Genomic DNA, 25987 nt, shown 5'->3' with positions numbered 1-25987 from the left:
CTGCTGTGAACTGTCAGTGCGCCTGGCTAGAGTTGATGCTCGCACCGCACGCGACGACTGCTCGCGACGACCCATCGCGGTGCGGGGACGCACGGGGACGCGGGTAGCGGGTAACGGGGAGGACGCACGCGATGGCGGACGACAAGGGTGGCGGCTGGCTGTCCGGTGTCTTCGACGCGGCGCAGGACGCGGTCGGGGACATCGTCACGGAGCTGGAGTCGTTCACCAAGTTCCAGCAGCGGGTGGATGAGCTCATCAGGAACCTCAAGGGTTCCGAGGCAGGTCCGACGAAGATCGGCCAGGAGCCGCTGGCCCGAGCGCAGTTCGGAGGCGGGGACGCCGGCTGGGGTGACGCGGACGGCCTTTACGCGAACTATCAGAAGGTCGTCGCCGATCTGGAGAGCTTCTCGCAGCTTTTGTCCGACTCGATAGAGGCCATGGGTATCGCCGTACTCGCCTCTCACAAGGGCTACGAGAACATCGACGTCGACATCCAGAACCGGATGGCAGCCATCAGCGCGGACACCAAGGAGCACTACGGCGGCAGCTACGACCCGGAGAAGTCCAAGCTGTGGCACGAGGGCAAGGGTCCCGAGGTGACCGACATCGGCAAGGACGGCACCGAAGGCACCTCCGGCGACGCGAACCCCAAGCCCGCAGCCCCGGCCAACGGCAGCTACCAAGGGGGGAAGGCCTGATGGCCAAAGATCCGTTCGATGGCATGAGCCACGAGGCGATGCTCGATTGGCTCGATCAGGCGAACTCCGGCACGGTACAGGCAGCTGCGGACAGACTCGCGGCAGCCGCCAAGGAGATCCACTCGATCGCCGAGGACCTGAAGATTCGGCCCCAGTGGGTGAACTGGAAGGGCGACGGCGCGGAAGCCTTCCGTACGTGGGCCGGCGACCTGGCCAATGCGACGCTCTCGCTCGGTGACTTCAGCCAGGACTCGTCGAAGTGGCTGGGCCAGGCGGCGACCGCGATCGGTACGGCGCAGGCGTCCATCCCTCGCGACAAGGCGAGCGCTCAGGCCAACCTGGATGCTGCCAGGAGCGCGCACAACGACCCGGACGCCGCGTCTGTCGCGAGCAAGTCGTCGAGTGAGCTCGAGGCGATCGCGGCGAACAAGGAGAAGGTACGCCAGGAAGCCGCCACTGAGATGCGGAAGTTGGGGCAGGCCTACTCGGTCTCCTCCACGCAGATGAGCGGGCTGACGCGACCGAAGTTTCCGCCACCTCCGGACGCTGTGGTGCCGCACGGTGGGTCCAGCCAGGATCTGGCGCGCCCGAGGGCTACGGGCCCCGGCGGCACGACTGGGGAGGGGGCGGCAGCCGTACCCCAGAACGCCGGGACGGAACGCAGTGCGGTGGAACCGGCACGGCAAGGTGCGGCTTCCGACGTTCACGTGGGAGGCAGCGTCCCGGCGTCGGACGGCGCGCGCGCCCCTGAGGTCACGCCCACCACGGGGATGGACATCGACTCGGTCGGCACTCTCCCGGATAGCGCTCAAGGGCGTACGACCCCATCGGGACCGTCGCTGCCCGGCACGGGCCCTCAGCCATCCGTGACAGGAACGCCCCTGCCGTCGGTCGGTGGCAACCCGATCCCGTTCACAGGCCGTCCGACCGGCTCACCGCCCGTCGCCCGCGGTGTCTTGCCGAGTCCCAACGCAATGGGCGCAGGCAGGGCGACAGGCACTTCGCCTGGGACGACCGCGACGGGTCGTCCCACCGCTCCAGGGGCACGCGGGCCCGTCATGGGCGGCCAGAACGTGACCGGCACCGGTAGGACAGCAGGAGGCGGTACACCTGGACGCGCGCCGACGAGCAACGGCGTGTCCGGGGGGCGCCCACAACCGGCAACCGGCCAGCGGGGCAGTGGAATTCCGCGTGGCACAGTGGTGGGCGGTGAGTCCGGAGGCCGTACAGCAGCCACGGGGCGCAGCGCGTCCGGCCCTCGGGCCGGGGGTGCCGCTGAGGGCACAGCTCAGCGGGGTGCGACCGGCGCAGGACGTCGCGGTGTCGGCCAGAGCGGCGGAATCGTCGGTGGCCGGGGGCAGCAGCAGGGCCGAGCCAATGCCCGTTCGTTCAGCCCTGGGGGCTCCGGGCTGGTGCGAGGGCAGAGCGGACGCTCGGCCAATGTCTCCGAGGGGACGCTGACGCCTAACCAGGCAGGCCGTGGTGGGGCCGCACCCCATGGCGCCCGTCCGGGGCAGCGTCGCGACGAGAGTCAGGGGGAGCGGCCTGATTACCTCGTCGAGGACGAATCGACCTGGCAGCCTGACGACCGGCGTGATGTCCCGCCAGTGATCGACGAGACCCCGAGAAACAACGAGAGGTAGACACGTGCCCACCACCAGTCCCAGCCACAAGCGCGTCGGAGTCGCGGCCTCGGCGCTGTGCGGCCTGCTGCTGGTGGGCACGGCGGCCACGCCTGCCGAGGCGGAGTCAACTCGCTCGCAGCAGTGGTTCCTCGACGTGATGCACGCCGAGTCGATGTGGAAGACCAGCACCGGCAAAGGCATTACGGTCGCCGTGATCGACACGGGTGTCGATCCCAGTAACGCTGACCTGAAGGGGCGCGTACTCGACGGTCAGGACCTTGCGTCGTCGAAGCGATCCGGCGACGAGCACACCGACTACGACGGGCACGGCACCGGCATGGCGGGTCTCATCGCCGGGACCGGTGCCTATGGTGGTGGGCAAGGGGCGTTCGGCCTTGCTCCCGGTGCGCAGATCCTTCCCGTTCGTATGCCGGACTCCAGCGAGATCACGTCCTTCGCGATGGCCGACCGCATGAGCGAAGCCATTCGCTATTCAGCGGATTCGGGTGCCAAGGTCATCAACATCTCCATGGGCGGCGGAGTCGACTCCCGGAAGCTGAAGGAGGCCGCCGGTTACGCGCTGAAGAAGGGGTCGCTCGTCTTTGCGGCCGTCGGCAACAGTGGAGCCTCCGACAATTCGGTCGAGTATCCGGCGGCCACTCCGGGAGTGGTCGGAGTGGGTGCGGTGGGGAAGAACCTCAGCAAGACCGGTGAATCGACGGCCGGGCCCCAAGTGGACCTTGCGGCGCCCGGCGATGAGATGGTTCACGCCTGCGGAGGCAAGACGGGGCTCTGCAAGACCAGCGGTAGCAGTGACGCCACAGCACTGGCCTCGGCCAGCGCCGCCCTCATCTGGTCAGCTCACCCCGACTGGACCAACAACCAGGTCCTGCGCGTCATGCTCAACACGATCGGTGGCCCCACCGACGGCGCGAAGCGCAACGACGGCATCGGGTACGGGATCGTGCGGCCGCGCATCGCGCTGAAGACGCCGGGGGATCCGGGGCCGGCGGACAAGTTCCCCATGACGGATTATCCCGTGGTTGCCAAGTCGCCGTCCTCGGAGGCGTCGCAGGGCGCTGGTACCAAAGCCTCAGGTGGCGAGGACTCTGCAAAGAGCGCGGCCGGGTCCGAGGGCAACACCTTTGGACCGTGGGTCGCGGCGGGAGCCGCTGTCGTGGTGGTCGGTGGCGCCGTCGCTCTTATCGTGGCTCGGCGACGCCGGCGCGACCGGCAACTGCCGCCCGCTATCCCGCCGATGCACCCACCTTACGGTGGCCCATACGCATCCCAACCGCCATACGGTGAGCAGCAGTTCAGCCCGCAGGGTCAGCAGCGTTACGGCTCACCTCAGGGTAACCACCCGAACGACCCGCACCAGGGATCCTGACCAGAGCTGTCAGGAAAGCAGCTTCCTTCCTTGCCTCAGAATTCCTCAATCATCAGCGGCAGGAAGCTTCTCCGGTAGGTCGGCCTCCTGCGCGCAACCGGCTTCCTTTGCCAGTGCTCGAGCCACTGAATTGAGTACCGTCATCCGGTCTCTGCCCCCGCTGTCTCCTCGGATTTTTCCTGATGCCGAGTACATGGAAGCCTTAACGTACTCCGAGTCGCCGACGTAGGAATCGGCCGAGTTCGCTTCGGTCTTACAGCGGAAGAAGAGTTGAGATCCGTTGACGCCGGTGGCGGCATAGACCCCTAGCGGATAAATGACATTGCTCGCCCCGGAGGTGGTGTCGTCAGGGTGGCTCAGTGACGCGGAGAAGTCGATTTCAAGTAGTGGCTTCCCGCTGCTGTCGCCCGCCTTGTAGACCGTGCAAGCACTGCGTCGGCTCGTCTTCTCGTGGAGATGCTTGACGGCTCGACCAAGGGAGAATTTATTAGGTTCACCTGCATCGTTGGTGCCGGTGAGTTCGTCGAATCGGTCTGTGCCCGACATACGCACAAGGGCGGCTACGGCCGACGCGTCGAGTGTGCCCGCGCATACCTCGACGGCTGGTACTCCCGCCGAGGCCGTTTCGCCTCCACTGCTGTTGCCGGAAGAGCTGGAACAGCCGCTGATAAGGATAGCCAAGGCGGCAACCGCAAAAGCGGCTCGAGGCGTGCTGCGTCCTGACACGTGATGCATCATTCGCCCTTGATCACTTCTCGTACGGGGGACGGCCGCGGTAGTCGTTCTCATGGGAACCGGTCCCCATGTACCCGGCCTTGATGTTCTCGATCCACTGGTTCTCGTCGGCTTTCGCCTTGGCCTCAGGGTGACCTTTGAAGTAGGCGTCGTAAGCATCTCCGAGGTCATCGGCCCCGTTTGCGTAGAACTTTCGACTCGTCATCTGAGAATTCTCCGACGGGTCTGATTCGTCACTTTCGGATCCCTTGTCGATCGCATGGCCGACCAAGGTGTCAGCCGCATTGGTCAACGTGTCGGCGGCCAGGGGAGCGATCACGATCGCGGCAGCGGTGGAACCCGGCAGTGGAATCGCTGCGACTCCACCGGCGATCGCGGCGCCCGCGACGAGTTTCTTCCAATCGCCGGACCGCTCAAGCGATTTGTTGGCTTCATCGCTCTTCTCGCCGTAGGTCTGCTCAGCTTGCTGAACGCGAGAGTTGTCCAAGATGCCGCGGGCCTCGGCTCCGACCGCCATGGCATCCTGAGCGTGCGTCATATTTGCATCGCTTGTGGCCGGGTGCGCATCCAGGAGGCTCAACGTGTAGAGGTGTTGGGCAGCGGTCACTGTTTTGTGAGATGTCTCGTTCTGGCCGAGAACGCTCAGAAAATCGATGGCTCCTTGGTTGCCGAAATTCGCTCTTCCGGCATACTTTGCCGGGAAATCGCTGGCGTCCTTGGAGTGATCGCCAAGTCCTGACAGGGAATAGTCGATGTCGTCAATATATGCACTGCCCATTTTGCCGAGACTGTCTGCGAGTTCAGGCTGGTCGTGCAGCATTTTAGGTCCGTCTTCCCCGCCATAGAGGTAGGCGACCTGCTCCATGACACCGGCAGTTTCAGCAGTCCGCCGATCGCCATCTCCGGGGATCATCGGATCCTTCGCGGTCATGGCGTCCGCGTCATAGGGATATCCCGTGGTCGCTGCCTCCAGCGCGTGCCCCAATGCGTCGTGTCCTGCTACGACGTCGTCGTCGCCATTGAGGGTGGGGTCGGCTGCCCAGATCCGGTCCTTCGTCAGATATTTGAGATGGTCGTTGACGTCTGAGTCCTTGTCGACGCCCGCGCCCGAACCGTGCGGCTGCTCGAAGAATTGCGTGGACGCGTCCGGGTTGTGGCCGAGCGCCTGAAGGAATCCCGCCATCGGGTCCCGGCCGCGGTCGTCCTTGTCCCAGTAGTTGAGAGTTCCCTGGTTCCAGTTGTTGACCCAGGGGTTCATGTCCTTGACGTTGCGTTCCTTGTCGTAGGCGATGAGCTTGTCGCCGTAGTCGTTGAGGAACTGGTCGTCGTAGTTGCCGAACCGCATCAGATTGCTCATCACGGCGAACCCGCGGGGGTTGTTCGCGTCGTCGGTCCCCAGCTCCTTCGGGCCCATGTCGACCACCTGCTTCTCCCAACTGCGCATGTGGGCGCTGTCGGAGAGGGTCGCCGTCCCGAGGGTGATGCCGAGGTTCTTCTGAAGCTGTTTGGCCTCTTCGCCGCGCTTGGGGTCGTACGTGATGTTGTACGGGTCGGCGATGCCCGCGTAGAAGGTCATCACCTTCTTCGGGCCGGCGTCCACGGCGAACTGTTCGGCGAAGAGCGGGTCGTTCTTGTACTTCGCCAAGTCGGCGTTCAGGGAGGCGAGTTCGGTGTTGGAGACGTCGTGCGGGTCCTTGCGTACCGTCTTCGCGGCTCGCTCGGCCGCCGCGATCGCGTCGGCGGCGTCGTCACGGTTCTTGTAGCTCGCGTCGGAGAAGCCGTACTCGGAGTGGTCGACTACCAGGCGCAGGGCCTTGGCGGCGGTGCTGTCGCTCTCGCTCGCCTTCTTCAGGATGCCTTGGATGTCGTCCCGCAGTGCGGTGGCCCCCTTGGTCGCGCCGTCGGGATCGGTGGTCGGATGCGGCACGACATTGAACGAGCCGCTGCCCGTGTCCACGACGGTGTACGAAGAGGCGTTGTCGATCGCGGTGTTCAACTGCTGCTTGTACGTCGCCAGTTCACCGCGGGTGTCCTTGATGATGTTGGTGACGGTCTGCGCCTGGGTGTGCGCGTCGTCGAACTCGCCCGCTGTCTTGTCCACGAACTCGCGCGTGACGGTGGCGTTGATGCCCGCCCAGTTCGCGGTGTCGGCCTTCTTCTTCAGGTTGTCGCGAGCATCAGAGGCGAGAGTCTTCAGGTCGCCTGTCATCTTCTCCCAGCGCTCGATGGCGTCGTCGAGCTTGGAGAAGTCGAGGTGGCGGAGCGCGTCGAGATCCATTACTTGCCCGTGGTCCTCTCGTCGAAGCCCTTGTCCAGGGTCGAGATGCTGCTGATCACGCCCTCGATGTAGACCTCGTCCTTGGCGTGGACGCTCTGCGTGACATGAAGGTGGTTCGCGATGTGAGCCGTCGCGTCGAGGAGCGACTGCACCTGGTCGACCCAGTGCACCGCGACATGGTCGATGGCCTCGCCGAGCTCGAAACCGTCGCCCTTCTTCATGCTGTCCACGACGCTCATCGACGCGAGCCGGGCCTTGTCGCTCGCCTCGTCGAAGTCCTTGTGCAGATCGTGGGCCGCCTTGCCCACGGCGATGAGGTCCTTGTTGTCGACCTTGAGGTCGCCGTACGTGCTGGGCCCGCCGCCGCCCGGTTCCACCGGGATGCTGTTGAGCTGCATCTTTGTGGGCTGCCGGTCCGCCGCCTCGGCCTTGAGCTGCTCCCACTCGTCCCACGCCATGTGCGATTCCCCCACGTGCTTGATTGCTTTCGCGACCGATGGACCCCTTCGCATCCGTCACGGTAGCGCTCGAACATCAAGATCACACCGGTCGCCGGTGATCTCCCTGGAGCGACTCGTGGATCGCATCGCGGTCGGATTCTTCGTGGGGACGGGACACCCCCTGGCCATCGATGGGAGCTGAGTTTCTGTGTCTGGTGCGCGACTCGGCGACCCGTTCGAGGACACGCCGCGCTTCGGGTCGACGCGATCGGCGTGTGCCGGAAGTCGGGCCGCCGCCGGGGCCAGGACCGGGACCGGGACCGGGCCTCAGGGATGGGGTTCAGCAGCGTCCTGACGTGACCTTCGTCTTCAGGTCGTACGCCGGTACGTGCGTCGGCGACTGGTCGCCCGCTCCTGGGACGATGAGACCGCCCTCGTCCGATGGCGACTCGGAGATCCGGAGGCAGAAGCCGTCGCCCGCGCCGGTCGCCGTCACGGCGTAGGAGTCCTTGTCGACCGACGTGACATCGAGGGCTGTCAGGGGGCCCGAGCCCTCGCCGGCCTTCATGACCTCGCTCTCGACGAGTGACCCGTAGTCGTCCTGCGGGTCACTGATGTGCGGCTCCCTCTCCAGCGCGGAGGCTGCCTGGTCCACCGTCCGACGGAGCTCGTCGGCGCTCCACGATGTCTCGTCCGCGAGCCTGAGGCCCTTGACTCCCTGGTAGGCCAGGGTGACGGCCAGGATCAGGAACAGCACCCGGCGCCAGCCCGAGGCCGAGGCGGTCGGCTCGGGGCGTCCGCTGCTTGCGGAGCGGCGGCCCGGCCAGTGCCGCTGGAGCCAGCTCTGGTTCACGAGGCCGAGCACCGCGAACAGCGCGGCGGCTATGAGAAGGCCGACGGCCATGACGGTCATGTGATGCCCCCGTGGTCTGAGTGGTCTGCGATGCCTCTTGTGTATAGCAGGGCACTCAGGGCGGCGGTGGTTTCCGTCAGGGGAACGGTGGTTGATCGCCATGGGGGGGGTGGTGGAGAGGGAGTGCCTGCGCGTGCAGGGTCGGTCAGCAGCCGTGATGTGTACGCGGCGGACGAACCCGGCAGCGGCTCGGCGCGAGAATGCATCCGTGACCGAGCCCCTCGACTCCGCCGTAGTCCTCATCACCGGCGTCATGGCGTCCGGCAAGTCCACCGTCGCCCAGGCCCTCGCCGAGCGGCTGCCACGCGCCGCGCACGTGCGGGGGGACGTGTTCCGGCGGATGGTGGTGTCCGGGCGCGTGGAGTACGAGCCCGGGGCCGGGGCGGAGGCACAGGCTCAACTCCGGCTCCGGTACCGGCAGTCGACGGCCGTCGCCGAGGGGTACGCGCGGGCCGGGTTCACCGCCGTCGTGCAGGACGTCGTGCTCGGCGAGGAACTGCGGACGTACGTCGACGGGATCGGCGTACGGCCCTTGTACGTGGTCGTCCTCGCGCCGCGCGCCGACGTCGTGGAGACGCGGGAGGCCGGGCGGGGCAAGACCGGGTACGGGGAGTGGGGGGTGAGCGGGCTCGACCGGGTGCTCCGGGACGAGACGCCGCGGATCGGGTTGTGGCTCGACACGTCCGCGCTGACGGTCGAGGAGAGCGTCGACGCCGTGCTGGCGGGGCTGATGCGGGCCCGGGTCGGCTGAGGCGCACGTACCGGCGCATGTACCGGTTCTCGTACCGGCGCATGTACCGGCTCTCGTACAGGCGCACGTATCGGTTCTCGTACCGGCTCTTGATCTCCCGTCGTGCGCGGGGCGTGGGGGCACGCCAAAAGGGCGCCCCACCACGGTGGGGCGCCCTTTCCTGGGCGTGCAGCTCAGCGCCGTTGAGCTGCCGGAGGCCGTGACCGGAATCGAACCGGTGTGCTTCGCTTTGCAGGCGAATCCCTAAACCACTCGGGCACACGGCCAAGTGGTCCGCGCGGTGGCCGACCCCTTGATGACTCGACCGTAGGGCGCATCCCACCCACCCTCAAGGCTCTCGCCGCCCCCGCAACGCGACTGCCACACGGCGTTCATGAACGGCCTGGTGGAGATGGCGGCCGGCGGTGGGCGGGCGGAGACGTAGGACCAAGGGACCAGCGGTAATCCCATCTCCCGACAGGGGTCAGGCGGCCGTACGCCCCTTACTCTGATCCGCATGGCCGCCCTCGACGACGATCTCGCAGACGACATGAACATGGCCCCCGTCCCCGCGGCCCACATCGACGTGGGCCACATGGACGGGGGCCACACGGGCACGGGCACGGGCGCCGACGTCGGCGGCGGCGTCGTCGTCGGTGAAGGTGTGCTCGGGCGTACCTATCGCGCCCTGAGCATCGGCATCGTCACCGTCGTCCTGCTCATCGCCTTCGAGGCGACCGCCGTCGGGACCGCGATGCCGGTCGCCGCGCGGGAGCTGGACGGGGTGTCGCTGTACGCCTTCGCGTTCTCCGGGTACTTCACGACGTCGTTGTTCGGCATGGTGCTCGCCGGGCAGTGGGCCGACCGGCGGGGGCCGCTGGGGCCCGTCACCGCCGGGATCGGCGCGTTCGCCGCGGGGCTGCTGCTCGCCGGGACCGCGGGGAGCATGTGGATGTTCGTCGCCGGGCGGGCCGTGCAGGGGCTCGGCGGCGGGCTCGTCATCGTGGCGCTGTACGTGATCGTCAGCCGCGCCTACCCCGCACCGCTGCGGCCCGCGATCATGGCGGCGTTCGCGGCGAGCTGGGTCGTGCCGTCCATCGTGGGGCCGCTCGCGGCGGGCGCCGTGACCGAGCACCTGGGGTGGCGCTGGGTGTTCCTGGGGATCCCCTGCTCGTCCTGCTGCCGCTCGGGCTCGCGCTCCCGCAGGTCAGGCGGCGGGCCGGCGGGGCCCCGAGCACGCGCCGACCGGGGGCGTCGACCGGCGGCGGATCCGGCTCGCGTTCGGGATCTCGCTGGGGGCCGGGCTCCTCCAGTACGCCGCCCAGGACCTGCGGCCGCTCGCGCTCCTGCCCGGTGTCGTCGGCGCCGCCCTGCTCGTGCCGTCCGTGCTCGGGCTGCTGCCGCCCGGCACGTACCGGGCCGTACGCGGGCTGCCGTCGGTGGTGCTGCTGCGCGGGATCGCGGCGGGGTCGTTCATCGCGGCGGAGTCGTTCGTGCCGCTGATGCTGGTCACCCAGCGCGGGCTGTCGCCGACGCTCGCCGGGTTCTCGCTGGCCGGTGGCGGCGCCACCTGGGCGATCGGGTCGTGGCTCCAGTCCCGGCCGAGGTTCGAGCCGTACCGGGAGCGGCTCGTCGCCGGCGGCATGGTGCTGGTCGCCGCCGCCATCGTCGCCGCGCCGAGCGTGCTGATCGAGGCCGTGCCGGTGTGGACCGTGGCCGTCGCGTGGGGCTTCGGCTGCCTGGGGATGGGGCTCGTGATCTCCTCCACGAGCGTGCTGCTGCTCCAGCTGTCCGCGCCCGAGGAAGCGGGCACGAACTCCGCCGCCCTCCAGATATCCGACGGCCTCTCGAACGTCGTGCTGCTCGCCGCCGGGGGAGCCGCCTTCGCGGCGCTCGGCGGGGAGCGGTCGGGCACGGCGTCGCTGACGGCGCCGGCGGCTCGCACCCCGCCGCGTTCGTCGCCGTCTTCCTGCCCATGGCGGCCGTCGCCCTGGCCGGGGCGTGGGTGGCCACGCGGCTGCGGGCGGCCCGGCAGTCACCTGGTGACGACTGCCCGTGAACGTACGCCAGTTGATCTGTGACACACGTCCCAACCAGCCGCTGTGCGGCCTCGTCGGGCGCGCTCGTCAACACGCTCACCGGTAGGGTGGCCCGGTTGTCATACGTAGCCGTGATGTCGTACGTAGCGTGCCGTCCAGTCCTGAGTAAACGGAGACCGTGACTACTACAGCCGCCACCAGCTCCTCGTCGTCCCACCACCTCTCACCCGCCTTCCCCGGCCGCGCCCCCTGGGGCACCGCCAACAAGCTGCGTGCCTGGCAGCAGGGGGCGATGGAGCGGTACATCCAGGAGCAGCCGCGCGACTTCCTCGCGGTCGCGACGCCGGGCGCGGGCAAGACGACCTTCGCGCTCACCCTCGCCTCCTGGCTGCTGCACCACCACGTCGTGCAGCAGGTGACCGTGGTCGCGCCGACCGAGCACCTGAAGAAGCAGTGGGCCGAGGCGGCCGCGCGGATAGGGATCAAGCTGGACCCGGAGTACAGCGCGGGCCCGCTCAGCAAGGAGTACCAGGGCGTCGCGGTGACGTACGCGGGCGTCGGCGTACGCCCGATGCTGCACCGCAACCGGAGCGAACAGCGCAAGACCCTCGTCATCCTCGACGAGATCCACCACGCCGGCGACTCGAAGTCGTGGGGCGAGGCGTGCCTGGAGGCGTTCGAGCCCGCCACGCGGCGTCTCGCGCTCACCGGTACGCCGTTCCGCTCCGACACCAACCCGATCCCCTTCGTCCAGTACGAGGAGGGCAAGGACGGCATCCGGCGCTCCTCGGCCGACTACACGTACGGCTACGGCAGCGCGCTCGGGGACGGCGTCGTGCGGCCTGTCATCTTCCTCTCCTACAGCGGCAACATGCGCTGGCGGACCAAGGCCGGGGACGAGATCGCCGCCCGGCTCGGCGAGCCGATGACCAAGGACGCCGTCAGCCAGGCCTGGCGCACCGCGCTCGACCCGCGCGGCGAGTGGATGCCGAGCGTGCTGCGCGCCGCCGACGCCCGCCTCACCGAGGTCAGGAAGGGCATCCCGGACGCCGGCGCCCTCGTGATCGCCTCCGACCAGGACTCCGCGCGCGCGTACGCGAAGCTGATCCGGGAGATCACCGGCTCCAAGGCGACCCTCGTGCTCTCCGACGACACCGGCGCCTCGAAGCGGATCGACGACTTCGCGGCGAGCGAGGACCGCTGGATGGTCGCCGTGCGCATGGTGTCGGAAGGCGTCGACGTGCCGCGCCTCGCCGTGGGCGTGTACGCCACCACCATCTCGACACCGCTGTTCTTCGCGCAGGCCGTGGGCCGTTTCGTGCGGTCCCGCAGGCGCGGCGAGACCGCCTCCGTCTTCCTGCCCACCGTCCCCGACCTGCTCGGCTTCGCCAACGAGATGGAGGTCGAGCGCGACCACGTGCTCGACAAGCCGAAGAAGGAGGGGGAGGAGGACCCCTACGCCGAGTCCGAGAAGGAGATGGACGAGGCGAACAAGGAGCAGGACGAGGACACCGGCGAGCAGGAACAGTTCGCCTTCGAGGCCCTGGAGTCCGAGGCCGTCTTCGACCGCGTCCTGTACGACGGCGCCGAGTTCGGTATGCAGGCCCACCCCGGGAGCGAGGAGGAGCAGGACTACCTCGGCATCCCCGGGCTCCTCGAACCCGACCAGGTGCAGCTGCTCCTCCAGAAGCGGCAGGCCCGGCAGATCGCGCACAGCAAGAAGCGGCCCGACAGCGAGGCCGATCTGCTCGAACTGCCCGCCGAGCGGCGGCCGGTGGTCTCCCACAAGGAGATGATGGAGCTGCGCAAGCAGCTCAACACGATCGTCGGCGCGTACGTGCATCAGAGCGGCAAACCGCACGGTGTGATCCACACCGAACTGCGCCGGGTGTGCGGCGGCCCGCCGAGCGCCGAGGCCACCGCCGGGCAGCTGCGTCAGCGCATCGCCAAGGTCCAGGAGTGGGCGACCCGGATGAAGTGAGGCCCGCGCTTCGGGCCGAGTCCTGGTCCAAGTGCGGGCAATCACCCATAACTCCGGCCGCGGGATGACCGGATTCTGGACGGAGTCTTCCGCTCAGCGGGACGACCTCGCTACATTCCCGGCAACGCACACGCCCCGTGGCAGCGCCGCCGCGGAGCGCAGCCGGTACGTACGAAGACAGTCGTATGCAGCCGTAGCCAGCCGTAGCGGCCGTATGCAGCCCAGCGCCTGATCACCGACCGGCGGCTCTGACGCGCGTCGCCCAAGGGACAGGCGGCGACAACCGCCGCGTAGGAGACCGCCGACCCTCACCACTAAGGAGTGGGCGTCGTGACCGCGGAGACCTCCCAGACGCTCGACCGGGGACTGCGCGTCCTCAAACTGCTCGCCGACACGGACCACGGCCTGACCGTGACCGAGCTGTCCAACAAGCTCGGTGTCAACCGCACCGTCGTCTACCGCCTGCTCGCCACGCTGGAGCAGCACGCCCTCGTCCGCCGTGACCTGGGCGGCCGCGCCCGGGTCGGGCTCGGGGTGCTGCGCCTGGGCCGGCAGGTCCACCCGCTGGTGCGCGAGGCCGCGCTGCCCGCGCTGCGCTCGCTCGCCGAGGACATCGGGGCGACCGCCCACCTGACGCTGGTCGACGGCAGTGAGGCGCTGGCCGTGGCCGTCGTCGAACCGACCTGGACCGACTACCACGTGGCCTACCGGACCGGGTTCCGCCACCCGCTCGACAAGGGGGCCGCGGGCCGCGCGATCCTCGCGTCGCGACAGGGGGCGCTCGCCGATCCGGGCTACACCCTGACCCACGGAGAGCTGGAGGCCGGGGCGTCGGGCGCCGCGGCGCCGCTGCTCGGGGTGACCGGGCTCGAAGGGAGCGTGGGCGTCGTGATGCTGGCGGACGCGGTGCCCGAGCGGGTCGGACCCCGGGTCCTGGACGCGGCGCGCGAGGTCGCCGACGCGCTGCGCTGACGCACGGCGCTCAGGCGCGGGATCGACGCGACGCAGGGGCGTGCACCCGCACGCACCCGCGCACCCGCACGTGCCCGCACCCGCACCCGTCAAGATCGACGGGGCAGACGATAAGTTGGCTCCGTGCTCAATCGCCTCAGCCGTCCCGGTGCCCTCGCCCTCTGCGCGCTCCCGGTGCTCGCGCTGCTCGCCGTCGCCGGGTTCGCCCCGCTGCCGTTCTCGCTCGCGCAGCCGGGGCCGACGACGAACGTGCTGGGGGAGTCGGACGGCAAGCCCGTCATCGAGATCACCGGCGCCCCGACCCGGGACACCACGGGCAAGCTGCGCGCGGTGACGATCGTGGCGACCGGGCCCGATGCGAGCGTGCACCTCGGTGACGTACTGGACGGCTGGTTCGCCGAGGACCGTGCGGTCATGCCGCGCGACTCCGTGTACCCGGCGGGCGACTCGACCAAGGAGGTCGAGGAGCACAACAAGCGGGAGATGAAGGGGTCGCAGGACGCCGCCACCCAGGCCGCCCTCGCCTACCTCGGCGACCAGGGCAAGGACATCGAGGTCAGCCTCCAGCTCGGCGACGTCGGCGGGCCCAGCGCCGGGCTGCTGTTCTCCCTCGGCATCGTCGACATGCTCGACGGTGACGGCCGCGGCGGCGACCTCACCGGCGGCAGGTCGATCGCGGGCACCGGCACCATCGACGCCGCCGGCAAGGTCGGCGCCGTCGGCGGTGTCTCGCTCAAGGTGCAGGCCGCCGACCGCGACGGCGCCACCGTCTTCCTCGTACCGAAGGCGGAGTGCGCGGACGCCAAGGCCTCCGCGCCGAAGTCGATGCGGCTCGTCCCGGTGACCACCCTCAAGCGGACGATCACCGACCTGACGAACCTGGCGAAGGCCCCGACCTGCTGAGCCCCGGCCACCGGCTCACTCCTTGACGAAGCCCTCCTGCACGAGCCAGTCCTTCGCCACGTCGTGCGGGTCCTGCCCGTCGACGTCGACCTTGGCGTTGAGGGTCTGCGCGACCGTGTTGTCGAGCTTCTTGGTGATCGGCTCGATGACCTCGGCCATCTTCGGGTACTTCGCGAGCGCCTTGCTGTTCAGCTCGGGCGCCGCGTTGTAGTTCGGGAAGAAGTGCTTGTCGTCCTCCATCACGTGGAGGTTCATCGACTTGATGCGGCCGTCGGTCGTGTAGACCTCGCCGAACGTGCAACTGCCCTTCGCCGCCTGCGTGTAGATGATGCCGCTGTCCATCTGCGTGACGTTGCCGTTCGGGATGCTCATCCCGTACGCCTTCTCCATGCCGTGCAGCCCGTCCGCGCGGTTGGCGAACTCGCTCTCCACGCACAGCGTGACCGCGCCCGGGTCCGACTTCGACAGGGCGGCGACGTCGGAGAGCGTCTTCGTCCCGTACTTCTTGAAGGCGGCGTCGTTCATCGCGAGCGCGTACGTGTTGTTGAGCTCGGCGGGCGGCAGCCACGTCACACCGTTCTTGAGGTCGGCGTCGTGCACCGCCTGCCACTGCTTCTGCGGGTCGGTGATCGGATCCGAGTTGCCCAGGTACGTGATCCAGGCCGTGCCCGTGTACTCGTACATGGCGTCCGCGTCACCGGACTTGATGGCCTCGCGGGCACCCACGGAGCCCTGGATGCCGGTCCGGTCGAGGACGTCCGCTCCGGCCGCCTTGAACGCGATGCCCATCATCGCGCCGAGGATCAGCTGCTCGGTGAACTCCTTCGACGTGACCGTGAGGTTCGCTCCCTTGAGCGGCTCGCCCTGCCCGATGGAGCCGGGCTTCACGTCGTCGACGAGCGGGCTGCCGCTGGTGAGACCGCAGCCGGCCAGCAGCGCCAGACCGCTGAGCGCGGCCGCCGCCCCGCGCACCCGGTAGCTCCTGCGCTTGGTGGACGTCATGCGCCTGCCTCCAACCCGCGCGGCCGCAAAAGGAGTTCGGCCAGCGACGCCAGCCAGTCCACGAGCAGCGCCAGCGCGATCGTCAGGATCGAGCCGAGCATCAGGACCGGCATGCGCTGGTTGGTGATCCCGGTGGTGATGAGGACGCCGAGCCCGCCGCCGCCGCCGAACGTGGCGAGGGTGGCCGTGCCGACGTTGAGGACGAGGGCCGTGCGCACACCGGCGAGGATCAGCGGGACCGCCAGCGGCAGTTCGACCTTGCGCAGCACGCCCATCGGCGACATGCCGATGCCGCGCGCCGCCTCCAGGAGCGTCGGGTCGTTCGCCTTCAGGCCCGCGATGGTGTTGGAGAGCACCGGCAGGATCGCGTAGATGATGATGCCGATCAGCGCCGACTTCTCGCCGATGCCCAGCCAGATGACGAGCAGCGCGAGGAGGCCGATGGCCGGGGTGGCCTGCCCCATGTTGGCGAGCGCCATCGCGTAGGGCGTCGCCTTGTGGAACATCTTGCGGGTCAGCAGGATGCCCAGCGGGATCGCGATGATCAGCACGAAGAACGTCGAGATCACCGTCAGGCTGATGTGCTGGCGCAGCGCCTTGCCGACCTGGCCGTCCGAGATGGCGTTCTCGGAGATCGAGTCGAGGTCCGCGTTGCGGAACCACAGCCAGGTGATCAGCAGCACGATCGCCAGGAGCGCCGGCAGGAACGTCAGCTTCTGCCACGTGATGCGGCGAGGCCCCCTGTCCGGGCCCGAGGACGGCGGCGCCTCCTGCTCGCCCTCGCCCTCGTCGCGGAACGCGAGGCCCTTGACCTCGTGCTCGCCCTCGGGGCGCTCGCCGCCCTGCTTCAGGGGACTGCTCACGCCTTCGCCTCCCCGTCGCCCGTATCGGCGCCCTCCTGCTCCAACTGCGTCTGGTGGGCGCGCTGTTCCTCCAGCTCGTGCTGGTGGTTGATGGCTTCCATCCGGTCGGCTTCCAGCAGCTCGTGCACGGAGTTCATGAGCGTCTCCATGTCGACGACGCCCTCGTACTCGCCGCGCCGCCCGGTGACCGCGACCCGGCCCGCGTTGTCGGTGAGCACCGCTTCGAGGGCGTCGCGCAGGGTCGCGTCCCAGGTGACGGTGTCGTGGACCAGGGTGCCCGCGCGGGCCAGCGACCCCTTGGCGCGCATGAGGTCGCCGCGGCGCAGCCACTTGTAGGGGCGGCCGCGCTTGTCGAGGAGCAGCAGCTCGTTCGTACCGGCCGCGCGCAGCTTGTTGAAGATGTCCTGGAGCGGGTCGTCCACGCCCACCGTCGGATAGTCGGTGACCTCGACGTCCCGTACGCGGGTGAGGTTGAGGCGTTTGAGCGCCGCGCCCGCGCCGACGAAACCGGAGACGAAGTCGTCGGCCGGGTTGGTGAGGATCGCTTCCGGGGTGTCGAACTGCGCGATGTGCGACTTCTCCCGCAGGACGGCGATCCGGTCGCCGAGCTTGATCGCCTCGTCGAAGTCGTGCGTGACGAAGACGATCGTCTTGTGCAGCTCGTGCTGGAGCCGGATCAGCTCGTCCTGGAGGTGGTCGCGGGTGATCGGGTCGACGGCGCCGAACGGCTCGTCCATCAGGAGCACCGGCGGGTCGGCGGCCAGCGCCCGTGCCACGCCGACGCGTTGCTGCTGGCCGCCGGAGAGCTGGCGCGGGTAGCGGCCGTGGAACTCGCCCGGGTCGAGACCGACCAGGTCGAGCATCTCCTCGACCCGAGACTTGATCTTCGACTTCGACCAGCCGATCATCTTCGGCACGAGCGCGATGTTCTGGGCGACGGTCATGTGCGGGAAGAGACCGGAGGACTGGATCGCGTAGCCGACCTTGCGGCGCAGCTTCACCGGGTCCATGTCGGTGACGTCCTCGCCGCCGATCCGGATGCGGCCGCCCGTCGGCTCGATCAGCCGGTTGATCATCTTCAGGGTCGTCGACTTCCCGCAGCCCGACGGGCCCACGAAAATGATCAACTCGCCCGCTTTGATCTCCATGTTGACGCTGTCCACGGCCGGTTCGGACGAGCCCGGGTAGCGCTTGGTGAGGTTCTCCAGCTCGATGCTGGCCCCGGACGCCTGCGTCTGCGCCGGTGCCTGCGCGGTCTCGGTGGTGGTCTCAGACACGGATCCCCCTCGGGATGGTCAAGCGGCCGATGAGGACGTACGCGGCGTCGAAGAGCAGCGCGAGGATGATGATGCCGAGGGTTCCCGCGAGCACCTGGTTGAGCGCGTTGGCGCTGCCCAGCGAGGCGATGCCGCGGAAGATCTCGTTGCCGAGGCCGGGGCCCGAGGCGTACGCGGCGATCGCAGCGATGCCGAACAGCATCTGCGTGGCCACCCGGATCCCGGTGAGGATCGGCGGCCAGGCCAGCGGCAGCTCGACCTTGAACAAGCGGGCCGCGCGGGACATCCCGATGCCCTTGGAGGCGTCGATCAGCGCCGGGTCGACACCGCGCAGCCCGACGATCGTGTTGCGGACGACCGGCAGCAGTCCGTACAGGGTCAGGGCGATGACGGTGGGCGGGACGCCGAGCCCCACGATCGGGATCAGCACACCGATCATGGCGAGGGACGGGATGGTCAGAATGCTCGTGGTGATGTTCGTGGCCACGTTCCGCGCCCACTCGGTGCGGTAGGTGACGACCCCGATGACCATGCCGATGGCCGTGGCCAGCACGGTGCATTGGAAGACCACGCTGGCGTGCTGAAAGGCGTCGGCGAGCAGCTGCTGGTGCCGGGCCACCAAGTAGTCCCAGAAGTTCATCGCGCCTCACCGCCCGGGCGATGCTCGAAGGGCCGTCAGGAATCTCCTGACGCCTGCTCCACCAGCGGAATGATCCGCAGCGGAACGGGATTTTCCATGACGATCGCCGTGGAAGCCCGGACGATGCCATCAAAACCGACAACCCGGTCGATCACACGTTGAAGATCCGCGTTCGAGCGGGCCACGAGCCGGCACAGCATGTCCCCGCTGCCGGTCGTCGTGTGCAGTTCGAGGACCTCGGGCACGGTCGCCAAATGCGCCCTGACGTCGGCACCTTGCCCCTGCCGGATCTGGAGCGTCGCGAACGCCGTGACCGGGTAGCCGAGCGCCGCCGGGTCCACCTGCGGGCCGAATCCGCGGATGACTCCGTTCGAGGTAAGCCGGTCCAGGCGGGCCTGCACCGTGCCGCGCGCGACGCCGAGGCGGCGCGACATCTCCAGGACCCCGATCCGCGGCTCGCGCGCGAGCAGCACGATGAGCCGCCCGTCGAGTTCATCGATCGACATGCCCGCCTCCAAGGTGGTCATCCTGTACACACAGCCCGAGAAATCGGACCCCTCACTGGTCAGATTGTCCAGCGAATACGCAAACTATTGCGCACCTTGTGGAACGGCGGGAGCCTCCACACATGACGCAGACCACGCACTCGTCCATGCAGCAGACCCCCGACACCGCCCGGCAGGCCGACCCCTTCCCGGTCAAGGGGATGGACGCGGTCGTCTTCGCCGTGGGCAACGCCAAGCAGGCCGCGCACTACTACTCGACGGCGTTCGGCATGAAGCTCGTCGCCTACTCCGGACCGGAGAACGGCAGCCGCGAGACCGCCTCGTACGTCCTCACCAACGGAGGCGCCCGCTTCGTCTTCACCTCCGTCATCAAGGCGTCCACCGACTGGGGCCACTTCCTGGCCGACCACGTCGCCGCCCACGGCGACGGCGTCGTGGACCTCGCCATCGAGGTGCCGGACGCGCGGGCCGCGTACGCGTACGCCGTCGAGCACGGCGCCCGCGGCCTCGTCGAGCCCTACGAGACGAAGGACGAGCACGGCACCGTCGTGCGCGCCGCCATCGCCACGTACGGCAAGACCCGCCACACCCTCGTCGAGCGCACCGGCTACGACGGCCCGTACCTGCCCGGCTTCGCCGCCGCCGACCCGATCGTCGAGCCGCCGGCCAAGCGCACCTTCCAGGCCATCGACCACTGCGTCGGCAACGTCGAGCTCGGCAAGATGAACGAGTGGGTCGCCTTCTACAACCAGGTCATGGGCTTCACGAACATGAAGGAGTTCGTGGGCGACGACATCGCGACCGAGTACAGCGCGCTGATGTCGAAGGTCGTCGCGGACGGCACCCTGAAGGTGAAGTTCCCGATCAACGAGCCCGCGATCGCCAAGAAGAAGTCGCAGATCGACGAGTACCTGGAGTTCTACGGCGGTGCCGGCGTCCAGCACATCGCGCTCGCCACGAACGACATCGTCTCGTCCGTACGGACCATGCGCGCGGCGGGAGTCCAGTTCCTCGACACCCCGGACTCGTACTACGACACCCTCGGCGAGTGGGCCGGCGAGACCCGCGTGCCCGTCGAGACGCTGCGTGAGCTGAAGATCCTCGTCGACCGCGACGAGGACGGCTACCTCTTGCAGATCTTCACCAAGCCGGTCCAGGACAAGCCGACCGTCTTCTTCGAGATGATCGAGCGGCACGGCTCGATGGGCTTCGGCAAGGGCAACTTCAAGGCGCTCTTCGAGGCGATCGAGCGGGAGCAGGAGAAGCGCGGCAACCTCTGACCCCGGGTCCCGTGACACGGGTCCGCGGGCGGCCGGCACGAGCGGCCGCCCGCGGACCCGGTTGCGTCAGCGGCGCTTCGGCGCCGCCACCTGCTTGCGCGCCGGTGCGAACACCTTCGGCTTCGGCGGCCACATCTGCTCGGGCCCGCCCTCCGGCGGCTCGCCGAGCGCCTCCATCGCCTCCCGGGCCCGCGGCGCGAGCAGCGGCGAGAACGCCGGGTTGATGCGCAGCGCCTCCCCGATGTGCCGCCGCGCGGGCCCGTACAGGCCCAACTCCCGCTCCACGGCGCCCCGGTGATACATGAACAGGGCCGAGCGGACCGTCCCGCCCTTCTGCCGGTCCGTGGCCCGCCGCAGCAGACCGATCGCCTCGTCGTCGTCCCCGGCCCGGTGCAGCGCCCAGCCGAGCGCGTCCGCCGCCGCCACGCTCGGCGCCCGCTTCCACTCCGCCCGCAGCCGCTCCACCGCCGCGTCCGCGTCGCCGTGGTCCGCCTCGAAGCGGCCCAGCACGAGCGCGTCGTCCACCCCGTGCGCGCCCTGGAGCGCGGCCCGCGCGCGCAGCACGCCGTACTGGGCGCGCGCCGCCCCGCCGAGATCGAGGGACTCGTACAACTCGCCCAATTCCAGGGCGTACTCGGGCGCGGGCCGCTCGGCCAGCGCCCGCTGATAGGCCTGGAGCGCCTGTGACGTGCGGCCCAGCGAGGCGAGTGCCCGGCCCCGGCCCGCGAGCGCCGCGTGGCAGTCCGGGTCGGCGGCCAGCGCCGCGTCGAAGTGGCGCAGCGCGTCCGCCGCCTCGCCCCGCTCCCACGCCAGGTCACCGGCGCGCAGCAGCAGCGCGGCCCGCTCGGCGGGCGTCGAGGCGCGGGCCGCCGCGTCGGACAGGACCGCCGCCGCGTCCTCGCGCCAGCCCCGGTCCCGGTAGACGGCCGCCGTGCGCAGCGTCAGCGCCGTGCCGGACGTCAGCCCGGACATCTTCTCCAGGGCGCGGCCCGCCGCCTTGTAGTCACCGAGCCCCTGATAGGCGTCGACCAGACCGGAGTACGCCGACCAGCGGCCCGGGGCGAGCTTCACCGCGGCCTCGCCCCACTTCCTGGCGCCGCGCCAGTCGCCCCGCGCGGCCGCGAGCGCGGCGAGCCCGTCGAGCGCCTCCACGTTCCCCTCGGGCCGCGCGGCGAGCGAACTGCGCAGCGCCCGCTCGGCCTTGGGGTAGTACGCCGAGTCGGCGGTCCGCGCCCCGCGCTCCACGTAGGCGGCCCCGAGCGCCGCCCACGACCGGTCGTCGCGCGGGTTCGCCCGCACCTGCGCCTGCCGCTCCGCGATCAGCGCGCCCAGATCGGGCAGCGAGGCCGGGGCCCCGGCCGCCGCCGCGATCACCGCCCGCCCCGCGGGTCCCGGCAGCGCGGGGAGCGGGCTGCTCGTCCGGCAGCAGGACGAGCACACCCCCGAGCACCACGCCCCCGGCGACGGACGCGACCAGGGCGCGCTTGACCAGGGGGGAGAGGCGGCGGGCGCCGGCTTCCTGGGGCGCCTCGTCCACCGCGGGCGCCGCGTCTCGAACCGAGTTGTCCATGGCGCACACTGTGCGTCAATACGAAGAGCACACCCGCTCGCCATTCCGGCGCGGGAAGGAGCCCACGGACGGGTTCACACCGATGGCCCCGGGTGCGACGCTGTGATCATGAGCCGCACCCTCATCGAACAGCTCACGTCGGACCTCGCCCAGGGCCTGCCGGCCGAGGCGATCCTCACCGACCCCGACGTCACCGCGTCCTACTCCCACGACATGGCGAGCTTCTGCGACGCGGGCGCCCCCGCCGTCGTCGTCCTGCCGCGCACCGTCGAAGAGGTCCAGCACGTGATGCGCACGGCCACCGCGCTGCGCGTCCCCGTCGTCCCGCAGGGCGCCCGCACGGGCCTGTCGGGCGGCGCCAACGCGTCCGACGGCTGCATCGTGGTGTCCCTCACGAAGATGGACCGCATCCTGGAGATCAGCCCCGTCGACCGGATCGCGGTCGTCGAGCCGGGCGTCATCAACGCCACGCTGTCCCGCGCGGTGAACGAGCACGGCCTGTACTACCCGCCGGACCCCTCCAGTTGGGAGATGTGCACCATCGGGGGGAACATCGGCACGGCCTCCGGCGGCCTGTGCTGCGTCAAGTACGGGGTGACGGCGGAGTACGTGCTCGGGCTCGACGTCGTCCTCGCCGACGGCCGCCTGCTGTCCACCGGGCGGCGGACCGCGAAGGGCGTCGCGGGCTACGACCTCACCCGGCTCTTCGTCGGCTCCGAGGGCAGCCTCGGCATCGTGGTCAGAGCGACCCTCGCCCTCAAGCCGAAGCCGCCCGAGCAGCTCGTCCTGGCCGCCGAGTTCGCGTCCGCCGCGGCCGCCTGCGACGCCGTGTGCCGGATCATGGAGCGCGGCCACGTCCCCTCACTCCTCGAACTGATGGACCGCACCACGGTGAAGGCCGTCAACGACCTGGCCCACATGGGCCTGCCCGAGACGACCGAGGCGCTGCTCCTCGCGGCCTTCGACACCCTCGACCCGGCATCCGACCTCGCCGCCGTCGGTGCCCTGTGCGAGGCCGCGGGCGCCACCCAGGTCGTGCCCGCCGAGGACGCCGCCGAGTCCGAACTGCTGCTCCAGGCGCGGCGGTTGTCCCTCACCGCCCTCGAAGCGGTCAAGGGCACGACGATGATCGACGACGTGTGCGTGCCGCGCTCCCGGCTCGGCGAACTCCTCGAAGGCGTCGAGCGGATCGCCGAGAAGTACGCCCTGACCATCGGCGTCTGCGCCCACGCGGGCGACGGCAACACCCACCCCACCGTCTGCTTCGACGCGCAGGACGCCGACGAGGGCCGGCGCGCCCGCGAGTCCTTCGACGAGATCATGGCGCTCGGTCTCGAACTCGGCGGCACGATCACCGGCGAGCACGGCGTGGGCGTCCTGAAGAAGGAGTGGCTGGCCCGCGAGCTCGGCCCGGTCGGCGTCGAGATGCAGCAGGCGGTGAAGGCGGCCTTCGACCCGCTCGGCCTGCTCAACCCCGGCAAGCTCTTCTGATCGCTCAGGGTGCCCCTCCGCTCACGTATAGGTGACATAAAGGACGAACGCCTCATGTGCCGGGGGGTCCCGCGGCGGCATCCTGAGTCCATGAGCCACAGCAAGAGCAAGTCCCTGCGCAACCGGAAGATCGGCGCCGCCGTCCTGGCCGGCGCCCTCGCCGTCGCCTCGCTCGGTCTGGCGGTCGGCACCGCCGCCGCCTCCACGGGACCGGTCACGGCCCCGACCGAGACCCACGCCTCCGCCTCGCAGCACCCCGCCTGACGGCCCCACGCGCGCTCACCGCTCGTCCGACGGCGACTCGTCCGACGGCCACGGGTCGCGCAGGTACAGGTCGTCGGCCGGGGTGACGGCGAGCAGCTCGGCGAGGCCGTCGTCGATGCCGAGCCGCTCGACCTCAGAGCCCGGGGGGACCACCCGCAGCGTCCGCTCCAGCCAGGCCGAGACCTGGGCCGCCGGTGCTTCGAGCAGCGCGTCGCCGTCCGGCGAACTCAGCGCCATCAGGACGACACTGCGCCCGTCCGCCTTCGTCGGCCACACCCGCACGTCGCCGTGCCCGCACGGCCGGAACACCCCCTCCACGAGCAGCTCGCGCGCGAACGTCCAGTCGACCGGGTGCTCCGAGCCGATGTGGAAGGCGATGTGGACGGCGTACGGGTCGTTGGTGCGGTAGGTCAGCCGGGCCGGGACCGGGATGCTCCGCTCGGGCGACAACACCAGATTCAGCTCGAGTTCGCGCTCCACCACGGTGTGCATGTCGTGCCTTCCCTCTCCATCTGTTCCGTCTCGACGAGGCCCGGGAGCGGGCCTTCGAAGGGAGAGACCACGATGTCCCCGCCGCATTACGCGAGTTCGGGAAAGTTTTTTCCGAGTCGCCGGGCGGGGGCTCTTGTTGCCCGGAAAGTGGTGCGTAACGCAGGACCGGCACGGGCGGGCACGGCCGTCTGATAGATGTGGAGGCCACAACAAGACCCCCGAGCAGATACGGGACGACGGACATGAGCGCCCCAACCCCGGCCCCCGGCGACGACAGGCCCCGCGAGGGCTATTACCCCGATCCGTCCATTCCCGGATATGTCCGGTACTGGAACGGAGCCGCCTGGGTCCCCGGCACCTCCCGCCCCGCCCCGTCCGACGGCGTACCCCTGCCGGCCCCGCCGGGCGTCACGCCCGCCCCGGCCGCGGCGCGGACCCCGGCACGCGCGGCCGAGCCCGAACCCGCGCCGGTCGAGGAGACGGGCCCCGTCTTCCTCGACGAGGAGCCCTCGGTCCGTACCGAGACGGGCGCCGACGACCCCACCTCGCCCGAGCCCGCGACCGCCTGGCAGGCCACGACCTCGCAGCAGTCCGGCTTCGGCGGCGAGCAGGACCGCCGCGTGTCCTGGGGCGCGGAGCCCGAGGAGCCGACGCCCGAGCCGGCCCCGCGCACCGACGGCACCGTCGCGATCCGCGCCGTGCGCCCCGGCGCCGACCGGGCACCGAAGACCGACGGCACGATGACGATCCGCGCGGTGCCGCCGCAGTCCTCCCAGCCGCAGTCACAGCAGGTCCAGTCGCAGCCCCAGCAGGCACAGGCCCAGCAGGCCAAGGCCCAGCCGCAACAGGCTCAGGCCCAGCCGCAACAGGCTCAGGCCCAGCCGCAGGTTCAGCCCCAGGCCCGGCCCCAGCCCCCGTCGCAGCAGCAGCCCGCTTCGGCGGATCCGCGCGTCGCCGCTGCGCCGCGGCCCGCGTACGGCTACCCGCCGCAGCAGCAGCAGGCCGCGGCGCCCGCTCCGGCTCCGGCGCCCGCTCCGGCTCCGGCGCCCGCTCCCGCCCCCGTACAGCCGCGGCCCGCGTACGGCTATCCGCCGCAGCAGCAGGCCGCGCTGCCGACCCCGGTGACCCAGGGTCCCGGTGGCGGTTCGGCGTCCTGGGCGCAGCAGGTGCACCAGCTGGCCGCTCCCGGGGCGGGCTCCGCCGCGGCTCCCGCTCCGGCGGCCGCCGAGCCCGAGGGGCCGGTCACCCCGTTCAAGCCGGTGGCCAGCGACCCGTTCCTCGCCGCCGCGCAGGCGCAGGCGTCCGCGCGCCCGGCCGGTCTCGGCAAGCGGTTCGTGGCGCGGCTCATCGACTCGATCGTCCTGGGCGCGGTCACCGCCGCGGCCGCCGTGCCGCTCGCCACGAAGGCGATCGACCACGTCGACGCGAAGATCGACGCGGCGAAGGCCTCGGGCCGCCAGGTCACGGTCTGGCTCCTCGACGGCACCACCGGGACGTACCTCGGCATCGTGCTCGCCGTCCTGCTCGTCGCCGGTGTCCTCTACGAGGCGCTGCCCACCGCCAAGTGGGGCCGCACGCTCGGCAAGAAGCTGATGGGGCTGCGCGTGCGCGAGATCGAGGGGAGCGACGCCCCGTCGTTCGGCGCGGCGCTCAAGCGCTGGCTCGTGTACAGCGTGCCCGGCGTGCTCGTCATCGGGATCTTCGGCGTGCTGTGGGGTCTCTTCGACCGGCCGTGGCGCCAGTGCCTGCACGACAAGGCGGCCCGGACGTTCGTGTCGGGATGAGCCAGGGGCGCGTGCGGGATGGGCGAGGCATGAGCCCGGGATGAGCACGGAACGACCCCGGGGCCGCGCGTCCGGCCCCGCGGTCATCCGGACGGCGGCCCCACAGGTGCAGGG

The 25987-nt window shown here is 70.0% G+C and carries 21 protein-coding genes, 1 tRNA gene and 1 pseudogene; 11 read left to right on the top strand and 12 right to left on the bottom strand.

The window, feature by feature from the left end; translation table 11 throughout:
* Positions 1-131 precede the first annotated feature (131 nt).
* A complete protein-coding gene (locus tag V2W30_RS15515) occupies positions 132-698 on the top strand; it encodes a hypothetical protein (RefSeq protein ID WP_338697053.1) in 567 nt (188 codons plus the stop codon).
* A gap of 1647 nt (positions 699-2345) precedes the next feature.
* The gene (gene mycP, locus V2W30_RS15510) at positions 2346-3713 is read left to right on the top strand and encodes a type VII secretion-associated serine protease mycosin (protein ID WP_338697051.1); all 1368 of its coding nucleotides are present in this window, start codon (positions 2346-2348) and stop codon (positions 3711-3713) included.
* A 45-nt stretch (positions 3714-3758) separates the two neighbouring features.
* Here the strand turns inward: mycP and V2W30_RS15505 are convergent, their stop codons facing one another.
* The 4 genes from V2W30_RS15505 to V2W30_RS15490 all read right to left on the bottom strand — a co-directional run bounded on the left by V2W30_RS15505 (position 3759) and on the right by V2W30_RS15490 (position 8079).
* Positions 3759-4439 (bottom strand): hypothetical protein, encoded by a 681-nt coding sequence (locus tag V2W30_RS15505; RefSeq protein ID WP_338697049.1) that lies wholly within the window; start codon positions 4437-4439, stop codon positions 3759-3761.
* Between the two features lie 22 nt (positions 4440-4461).
* A complete protein-coding gene (locus tag V2W30_RS15500; RefSeq protein ID WP_338697047.1) occupies positions 4462-6726 on the bottom strand; it encodes a hypothetical protein in 2265 nt (754 codons plus the stop codon).
* Positions 6726-7184 carry a hypothetical protein gene (locus V2W30_RS15495; protein WP_338697045.1) on the bottom strand — a complete coding sequence of 153 codons (459 nt, stop codon included), beginning with the start codon at positions 7182-7184 and terminating at the stop codon, positions 6726-6728. The genes V2W30_RS15500 and V2W30_RS15495 overlap by 1 nt, the downstream gene beginning before the upstream one ends.
* A 322-nt stretch (positions 7185-7506) precedes the next feature.
* Positions 7507-8079: a hypothetical protein gene (locus V2W30_RS15490; protein WP_338697044.1), complete on the bottom strand. Its 573-nt coding sequence runs from the start codon at positions 8077-8079 to the stop codon at positions 7507-7509.
* A gap of 208 nt (positions 8080-8287) precedes the next feature.
* On the opposite strand from V2W30_RS15490, the gene V2W30_RS15485 reads away from it, so the two are divergent.
* Positions 8288-8830 carry an AAA family ATPase gene (locus V2W30_RS15485; protein ID WP_338697042.1) on the top strand — a complete coding sequence of 181 codons (543 nt, stop codon included), beginning with the start codon at positions 8288-8290 and terminating at the stop codon, positions 8828-8830.
* A 194-nt stretch (positions 8831-9024) separates the two neighbouring features.
* Here V2W30_RS15485 and V2W30_RS15480 read toward each other — a convergent pair.
* Positions 9025-9096: transfer RNA gene (locus tag V2W30_RS15480), tRNA-Cys, on the bottom strand.
* A gap of 308 nt (positions 9097-9404) precedes the next feature.
* On the opposite strand from V2W30_RS15480, the pseudogene V2W30_RS15475 reads away from it, so the two are divergent.
* From V2W30_RS15475 to V2W30_RS15460, 4 genes and pseudogenes are all read left to right on the top strand, one after another.
* A pseudogene (locus V2W30_RS15475) lies at positions 9405-10868 on the top strand (MFS transporter).
* Between the two features lie 158 nt (positions 10869-11026).
* Complete coding sequence (locus V2W30_RS15470; protein WP_338697040.1) at positions 11027-12829, top strand: DEAD/DEAH box helicase; 1803 nt, start codon at positions 11027-11029, stop codon at positions 12827-12829.
* Between the two features lie 330 nt (positions 12830-13159).
* Positions 13160-13801 (top strand): IclR family transcriptional regulator, encoded by a 642-nt coding sequence (locus V2W30_RS15465; protein ID WP_338697038.1) that lies wholly within the window; start codon positions 13160-13162, stop codon positions 13799-13801.
* A 123-nt stretch (positions 13802-13924) separates the two neighbouring features.
* Positions 13925-14704, top strand: a complete 780-nt coding sequence (locus tag V2W30_RS15460) for a S16 family serine protease (protein ID WP_338697037.1) — start codon at positions 13925-13927, stop codon at positions 14702-14704.
* 15 nt (positions 14705-14719) lie between these two features.
* Here the strand turns inward: V2W30_RS15460 and V2W30_RS15455 are convergent, their stop codons facing one another.
* Genes V2W30_RS15455 through V2W30_RS15435 form a run of 5 tightly spaced genes read right to left on the bottom strand, consistent with a single transcriptional unit; the run spans position 14720 to position 18992 of the window.
* A complete protein-coding gene (locus tag V2W30_RS15455; protein ID WP_338697035.1) occupies positions 14720-15706 on the bottom strand; it encodes a glycine betaine ABC transporter substrate-binding protein in 987 nt (328 codons plus the stop codon).
* On the bottom strand, positions 15703-16569 hold the full coding sequence (locus V2W30_RS15450) for an ABC transporter permease (protein WP_338697033.1): 867 nt from the start codon (positions 16567-16569) through the stop codon (positions 15703-15705). Before V2W30_RS15450 ends, V2W30_RS15455 begins: the two co-directional genes overlap by 4 nt.
* Positions 16566-17846, bottom strand: a complete 1281-nt coding sequence (locus tag V2W30_RS15445) for a betaine/proline/choline family ABC transporter ATP-binding protein (RefSeq protein ID WP_338697032.1) — start codon at positions 17844-17846, stop codon at positions 16566-16568. Before V2W30_RS15445 ends, V2W30_RS15450 begins: the two co-directional genes overlap by 4 nt.
* The gene (locus V2W30_RS15440) at positions 17839-18486 is read right to left on the bottom strand and encodes an ABC transporter permease (protein WP_338697031.1); all 648 of its coding nucleotides are present in this window, start codon (positions 18484-18486) and stop codon (positions 17839-17841) included. The genes V2W30_RS15445 and V2W30_RS15440 overlap by 8 nt, the downstream gene beginning before the upstream one ends.
* Positions 18487-18521: 35 nt before the next feature.
* Positions 18522-18992: an Lrp/AsnC family transcriptional regulator gene (locus V2W30_RS15435; protein ID WP_338703624.1), complete on the bottom strand. Its 471-nt coding sequence runs from the start codon at positions 18990-18992 to the stop codon at positions 18522-18524.
* A 122-nt stretch (positions 18993-19114) separates the two neighbouring features.
* On the opposite strand from V2W30_RS15435, the gene hppD reads away from it, so the two are divergent.
* The gene (gene hppD, locus V2W30_RS15430) at positions 19115-20272 is read left to right on the top strand and encodes a 4-hydroxyphenylpyruvate dioxygenase (RefSeq protein ID WP_338697029.1); all 1158 of its coding nucleotides are present in this window, start codon (positions 19115-19117) and stop codon (positions 20270-20272) included.
* A 66-nt stretch (positions 20273-20338) separates the two neighbouring features.
* On the opposite strand, the gene V2W30_RS15425 is transcribed toward hppD, so the two are convergent.
* Positions 20339-21646: a tetratricopeptide repeat protein gene (locus tag V2W30_RS15425; protein ID WP_338697027.1), complete on the bottom strand. Its 1308-nt coding sequence runs from the start codon at positions 21644-21646 to the stop codon at positions 20339-20341.
* Positions 21647-21950: 304 nt separating this feature from the next.
* Between V2W30_RS15425 and V2W30_RS15420 the strand changes: the two genes are divergently transcribed.
* Positions 21951-23333, top strand: coding sequence for an FAD-binding oxidoreductase (locus tag V2W30_RS15420; protein WP_338697025.1), 1383 nt, complete (start codon positions 21951-21953; stop codon positions 23331-23333).
* Positions 23334-23423: 90 nt separating this feature from the next.
* The gene (locus tag V2W30_RS15415) at positions 23424-23597 is read left to right on the top strand and encodes a hypothetical protein (protein ID WP_338697023.1); all 174 of its coding nucleotides are present in this window, start codon (positions 23424-23426) and stop codon (positions 23595-23597) included.
* Between the two features lie 15 nt (positions 23598-23612).
* Here the strand turns inward: V2W30_RS15415 and V2W30_RS15410 are convergent, their stop codons facing one another.
* Complete coding sequence (locus V2W30_RS15410; RefSeq protein ID WP_338697021.1) at positions 23613-24089, bottom strand: SsgA family sporulation/cell division regulator; 477 nt, start codon at positions 24087-24089, stop codon at positions 23613-23615.
* A gap of 242 nt (positions 24090-24331) precedes the next feature.
* Between V2W30_RS15410 and V2W30_RS15405 the strand changes: the two genes are divergently transcribed.
* Positions 24332-25873 (top strand): RDD family protein, encoded by a 1542-nt coding sequence (locus tag V2W30_RS15405; RefSeq protein ID WP_338697019.1) that lies wholly within the window; start codon positions 24332-24334, stop codon positions 25871-25873.
* Positions 25874-25987 lie beyond the last annotated feature (114 nt).

It is taken from the genome of Streptomyces sp. Q6, assembly GCF_036967205.1.
In the GTDB taxonomy this organism is placed as follows: domain Bacteria; phylum Actinomycetota; class Actinomycetes; order Streptomycetales; family Streptomycetaceae; genus Streptomyces; species Streptomyces citrinus.
This window is presented reverse-complemented; position numbering and strand designations above follow the sequence as displayed.